Annotated in this window: 4 protein-coding genes and 2 pseudogenes; 5 read left to right on the top strand and 1 reads right to left on the bottom strand. The window is 67.9% G+C overall.

Going from position 1 to position 5,736, the window contains the following annotated elements; genetic code table 11:
* Positions 1 to 399 (top strand): annotated as a pseudogene (locus A9X05_RS09490) (acyl-CoA synthetase); the annotation flags it as partial.
* A 1-nt stretch (position 400) separates the two neighbouring features.
* Here A9X05_RS09490 and A9X05_RS09495 read toward each other — a convergent pair.
* Complete coding sequence (locus A9X05_RS09495) at positions 401 to 1,270, bottom strand: DMT family transporter (protein WP_156669968.1); 870 nt, start codon at positions 1,268 to 1,270, stop codon at positions 401 to 403.
* A 249-nt stretch (positions 1,271 to 1,519) separates the two neighbouring features.
* On the opposite strand from A9X05_RS09495, the gene A9X05_RS09500 reads away from it, so the two are divergent.
* The 4 genes and pseudogenes from A9X05_RS09500 to A9X05_RS09515 all read left to right on the top strand — a co-directional run.
* The gene (locus A9X05_RS09500; protein WP_067780868.1) at positions 1,520 to 2,617 is read left to right on the top strand and encodes a ferredoxin reductase; all 1,098 of its coding nucleotides are present in this window, start codon (positions 1,520 to 1,522) and stop codon (positions 2,615 to 2,617) included.
* A 16-nt stretch (positions 2,618 to 2,633) separates the two neighbouring features.
* Positions 2,634 to 4,040, top strand: a complete 1,407-nt coding sequence (locus A9X05_RS09505; RefSeq protein ID WP_067780873.1) for an acyl-CoA desaturase — start codon at positions 2,634 to 2,636, stop codon at positions 4,038 to 4,040.
* A 58-nt stretch (positions 4,041 to 4,098) separates the two neighbouring features.
* Positions 4,099 to 4,839, top strand: coding sequence for an SDR family oxidoreductase (locus tag A9X05_RS09510; RefSeq protein WP_067780875.1), 741 nt, complete (start codon positions 4,099 to 4,101; stop codon positions 4,837 to 4,839).
* Between the two features lie 80 nt (positions 4,840 to 4,919).
* Positions 4,920 to 5,736: pseudogene (locus A9X05_RS09515) on the top strand (hypothetical protein); the annotation flags it as partial.

A 5,736-nucleotide genomic window follows, 5' to 3' on the forward strand; every position in this document is an offset into this window, starting at 1 on the left:
GATGGTGAGAACCTGGCGGCCGGCCCGATCGAGCGGATCCTGGAGCGGCTGCCCGGGGTCAGCCAGGTCGCGGTGTACGCGGTGCCCGACGACCGGGTCGGTGACCAGGTAATGGCCGCCCTGGTCCTGCGCGACGGGGCGCAGCTGGGGCCCGGCGAGTTCGCGGCTTTCCTTGCCGCGCAACCGGACCTGTCGCCCAAGGCCTGGCCGCGCTACGTGCGCATCAACGCCGGCCTGCCGACGACGGCGACCAATAAGATCGTCAAGCGCGCGCTGATGGCCGCGGGCATCAGCGCGGAGGGCGGCGTGCTGTGGACGCGCCCGGCGCGCGGCACGGCCTACAGTCTCGCGGCGGGGAATCCCATCGGCCACGAGGCGACCACCGCCGCGACGCCCTGAGTCAGGTGACCGATTCAGCCTGCGGTTGCGGCGCTTCGCCGAAGCGCGCCAGCACGAGCGTGGCGGACACGGCCACCACGAAGCCCGCGACGACCAGCCAGCCCAGGCCGTCGCGGGCGCTGTCGCCCAGCCACACCACGCCGACGAACGCGGGTGCGATGGTCTCACCGACGACCATCCCGGCGACGGCCGTGGTCACCGATCCGCGGTGCAGCGCAGAGGTCAGCAGCAAGAAACCGGCCGCCCCGCCCGCGGCCGCCGCGTACAGCGCCGGATTGGTGTAGAAGGCGCGGTGGGTCGGGTTGATCACCTCGATCAGCCGCACGCCCACCTCGATGACCCCGAAGCCGGTTCCGGCCGCCAGGCCGAGCGCGAGCGCGCGCGGCCGGTCCGGTAGCCGGCCCGCCACCGCGCCGGCGAGGAATATCGCGGCGACCACGCCCAGCAATGCCCAGCCGAGCCCCGCCGGGGCGCGCCGGAAGTGCCCTGGCCCGGCCGCAAGGGCGAGCACGACGAGGCTCACGCACACCACGGCCACCGCCGTCCACTCGGCGCGCGACAGCCGCGCCGACAACAGCCACGCGGACGCGATGCCGGTGACCGCGATCGAGGCCGCCAACGCCGCGGCGACCACATAAATCGGCACCAGGCGCAACGCCGCCACTTGGAGGAGGAAGCCGACGCCGTCGAGGCCGACGCCGACGATGTACCGCCATTGCCGGGCGGCGCGCATCAGGAGCACGGTGTCGACACCCGAGCCGCTGCCGGCTTCCACCGACCGGGTCGCCGCCGCCTGCAGCACCGACGCCGTGCCGTAGCAGACCGAGCAGCCCAGCGCGAGGAGGAAGCCGATCAGCACACAACGAACAATAGGCGCCGGCGATGGCCGGCGCGCTGAGCCGGTTGGCTGTGAATCCTCTGAACAAATGTTTGGGCGCGGCACGGGTGGGGCACGTCACAGTAACGTGTGTCGCTGCGTCTGACCTGACCGAATCCCACTCACGACTAGTGAACAGTTGTGTGTTTTTAGTGGTGTCGTTGTGCGACTGTCAAACAATGTATGACAAGCGAATTCAAACCAGACGTTTAAACTCGGTATACAACTGTGTACTCTAGCGGCATGGCGGAACGCGGCGCTGAACCCCAGGTCCCACGCGGGCGCCGGCTCTTCCTGCGCGCGGTGCGCCGGTTGTTCAGCCCGCTGCAGCCGGACGACTACCTCGAGATGATCAACCCGCTGTGGACCACCAAGGAGCTGCGCGGGAAGGTCGAGGCCATCGAGCAGCAGGGCTCGGAGGCCGCCAGCGTCTTGATCCGGCCCGGCTACGAGTGGCCTGGGCACAAGCCCGGTCAGTACGTGCGCCTCGGCGTGGTCATCGACGGCGTGTACCACTGGCGTGCGTATTCGCTGACATCGGACCCGACGCCCGACGACGGGCTGATCAGCGTCACGCCGAAGCGGGTCGACGGCGGCGTGGTTTCGCCGTATCTCGTGCACAAGATTCAGCCCGGGGACCTGGTGCGGCTCGGCGAGATCGAAGGCGTGTTCACCCTGCCGGAGCCCGTGCCGGACAAGATGCTATTCATCAGCGCCGGCAGCGGCATCACCCCGATCATCAGCATGCTGCGCGACCTCGACCACCGCGACGAGATGCGCGACGCCGTGGTCATTCACTCCGCCCGCACCCGCGAGCAGGCGATGTTTATGCCCGCGCTCGAAGAGCTCGAGAAACGGCACGATGGCATGCGGCTCGATCTGCGCTTCACCTCCGAACAGGGGCGGCTCACACCCGGCGACCTGGACGACGTGTGCCCGGACTGGCGCGAGCGCGAGGCGTTCTGCTCGGGCCCGGGGGAAATGCTCGACGCCTTGATCGAGCACTGGAAGGAGAACGCGGACTGCGACCGGCTGCATTTCGAGCGGTTCCAACCGAAGATCGGCGGCGACGCCAACGCCGGCGAGGGCGGCACCGTCTGCTTCCTGGACAGCGACAAGGAAGTCGAATGTGACGGTGGCACATCGATTCTCGAGGCCGGCGAGAAGGCCGGTCTCAACCTCGCCTTCGGCTGTCGCATTGGAATCTGCCATACCTGCGTCGGGACGCTGAAGTCGGGCAAGCTGCGCGACCTGCGCTCGGGTGACGTGATCGAACCGACCGAGCAGGACGTCCGAATCTGCATCAACACCGCCGAGGGCGACGTCGAACTCGAACTCTGATCGAAAGGAGCGGCTCGTGACAACGGCCGTAAAGAACGCCGGAGCGAATCCACTCTCCAGGCTGAGCGAGCAAGAATTGGAAAAGCTCGCGAAGGAATTCGACGCCATCCACGATGACGTGTTTGCCGACCTCGGGGACCGCGACCGGCGCTACATCAAGAACGTCATCTCGGCGCAACGGCAGATCGTGGTGGCAGGGCGAGTCCTGCTGCTGGCATCGCGCTCGAAGACCGCGTGGCTGCTGGGTACCGCCTGCCTGTCCATGGCCAAGATCTTGGAGAACATGGAGATCGGCCACAACGTGATGCACGGCCAGTGGGATTGGATGAACGACCCCGACATCCATTCGTCGGTGTGGGACTGGGACACCGCGTCCACCGCGGAATCCTGGAAGCACTCCCACAACTACATCCACCACACCTTCACCAACATCCTCGGCAAGGACAAGGATCTCGGCTACGAGATCATGCGGATCGACCCCAACCAGAAATGGGCACCGCGCTACCTGGGTCAACCGATCTACAACCTGCTGCTCACGCTCCTGTTCGAGTGGGGAGTGGCCGTCCACGACATGGATATCGACGCGATCCGCAAGCGCGAGAAGCCGTGGTCGGAGGTGCGCAAGGACCTGCGGGGCATCGGGGTCAAGGCGCGCGCGCAGATCTATAAGGACTACCTCGGCTGGCCGGCCATCAGCGCCGGTGCGTTCGCGCTCACGCAGCTCGCGCTGCGCGGCCGGCTCGAACAGCCGGCACGGTCCCGGCTGGGCAACCGGCTGCGCCGGGTGTCGAACAAGGGCCGCGTCGCCGCAGCAGCGTCGTTCCTCGACAAGGTGGCGCCGGGCGTGGAAAGCACGTACCTGCGCACCCTGGGCGCCGACGCGGTGGCCAACGTCATCCGCAACATCTGGGCCCACGCCATCATCTTCTGCGGCCACTTCCCGGACCAGACCTACACATTCACGCAGGAAGAAACCGAGAACGAGACCCGCGGTGGCTGGTACGTGCGCCAATTGCTCGGCGCCGCGAACATCGAGGGCAGCCCGCTGTTCCACATCATCAGCGGCAACCTCGGCTACCAGGTGGAGCATCACCTGTACCCGGACATGCCCAGCAGCCGGTATTCCGAGATCGCGCCGCAGGTCAAGGAAATCTGCGACCGCTACGAGCTGCCCTACAACTCCGGTCCGTTCGGCAAGCAGTGGTTCATGGTGCACCGCAGCATCTTCCGCTTGGCGTTCCCGGGCGGGAAGCCGCGCCCCAAGCCCGGCCCGTACCACAGCAATGTGCACCGCCCCGACCCCGAGCGGCCGAGCGAGGGCACCCGGTCCCGCGATCGGGTGCCGGCCGAACACCCGGCCGCGGGTCCCGAACACGATTCCACCGGCGTCGAGGTGGAGCCGCCGCCGCGGGGCAAGGACTGACGCTCGGCGCCGCGCTCATCGAGTTGCCGTCGCCGGGCCGCTGGGTAGCCTTTGCGCGATGACGGGGATCGACGGGCAGGTCGTGGCCATCACCGGGGCGAGCAGCGGGATCGGCGAGGCGACCGCCCTGCTGCTGGCCGAGCGCGGTGCCCGGGTGACCATCGGCGCGCGCCGCGCCGAGCGACTCGATGAGATCGCACGGGAAATACGCGACCGGGGCGGATCCGCCGTCACCTGCCGCACCGACGTCTCGCGACCCGAAGACCTTCGGCGGCTCGTCGCGACGGCCACCGGCGAATTCGGCCGGCTCGATGTCCTGATCAGCAACGCCGGCATCAGCAAGATCGGGCCGGTGTCCGGCCTCGACGTCGACGGATGGACGGCGATGATCGACGTCAACCTGCGGGGAGTGCTGCACGGGATCGCCGCGGCCCTACCGGTTTTCCGAAATCAAGGGCGCGGACATTTCGTGACGACGGTGTCGACCGCGGGGCTCAAGATCGTGCCCACCATGGCGGTGTACGCCGCCTCGAAGAACGCCGTTCGCACCCTGATGGAGGGCTTGCGCCAGGAATCCACCGACGGCGTCGTGCGGACCACATCGATCTCACCCGGATTCGTCGACACCCGATTGGACGATTCCATCGACGACGCGGCGATGCGCGCTCAGATCCGTCGCAACATGACCGAATTCGGCTTGCCGTCGGCGGCGGTGGCCCGGGCCATCGCGTTCGCCATCGAGCAACCGCACGAGGTCGAGATCGGCGACATCACCATCCGGCCAACGGTCCAGGGCTAGCAGCAGTCGGCGGGGTTGCCACTCCGGAGAACAGACACCGAAGTGAACCATTTCCAGCGCGCGCTCGTGGATGATCATCGATGATGCGCCGCGTCCACAGTTCCAGCACCGAAGAGACCGAGCCGACCGATTCCGGTGGCTACGGGTTTCCCGCGCGGCTGTGGCGCCTCCTGGATGAGCACCCACCGCCCGGTGTCGGGCGGGCGCAGCGCTGGCGCAGCCCGCTGCGGGGACCATGGCTGACATCCGTATTCGGGTCGGTGCTGCTGGTCACGCTGCCGATCGTCATCATCACGGGGCTGCTGTCGTACATCGCCTACGGGCCGCGGTTCGGCCAGGCCATCCCCGGCGACGTCGGATGGCTGAAGCTGCCGACGTTCGATTGGCCCACCAACCCGTCGTGGCTGTATCGGCTGACCCAGGGGTTGCACGTCGGGCTCGGGCTGATCCTGATCCCGGTGGTGCTGGCCAAGCTGTGGTCGGTGATCCCGCGACTGTTCACGTGGCCGCCCGCCCGGTCCATAGCCCAACTGCTGGAACGGGTTTCGCTGCTGATGCTGGTCGGCGGCATCCTGTTCGAGATCGTCACGGGCGTGCTGAACATCCAGTACGACTACATCTTCGGTTTCAGCTTCTACACCGCGCATTACTTCGGCGCCTGGGTGTTCATCGCAGGATTCGTCGTGCACATCGCGATCAAGATCCCGGCCATGTGGTCCGGCCTGCGCTCGATCTCAGCGCGCGACGTGCTGCGCGCCGGCCGCGCCGAGACCCGCGCCGAACCATGGCAGCCGGACGGGCTGGTCGCCGCGGATCCGGCGCCCGCGACGATGAGCCGCCGCGGCGCCCTGGCGCTCGTGGGCGGCGGTGCGGCGTTCATGGCGGTCATCACCGCGG

Source organism: Mycobacterium sp. E3298 (assembly GCF_001666895.1).
Classification (GTDB): Bacteria; Actinomycetota; Actinomycetes; order Mycobacteriales; family Mycobacteriaceae; genus Mycobacterium.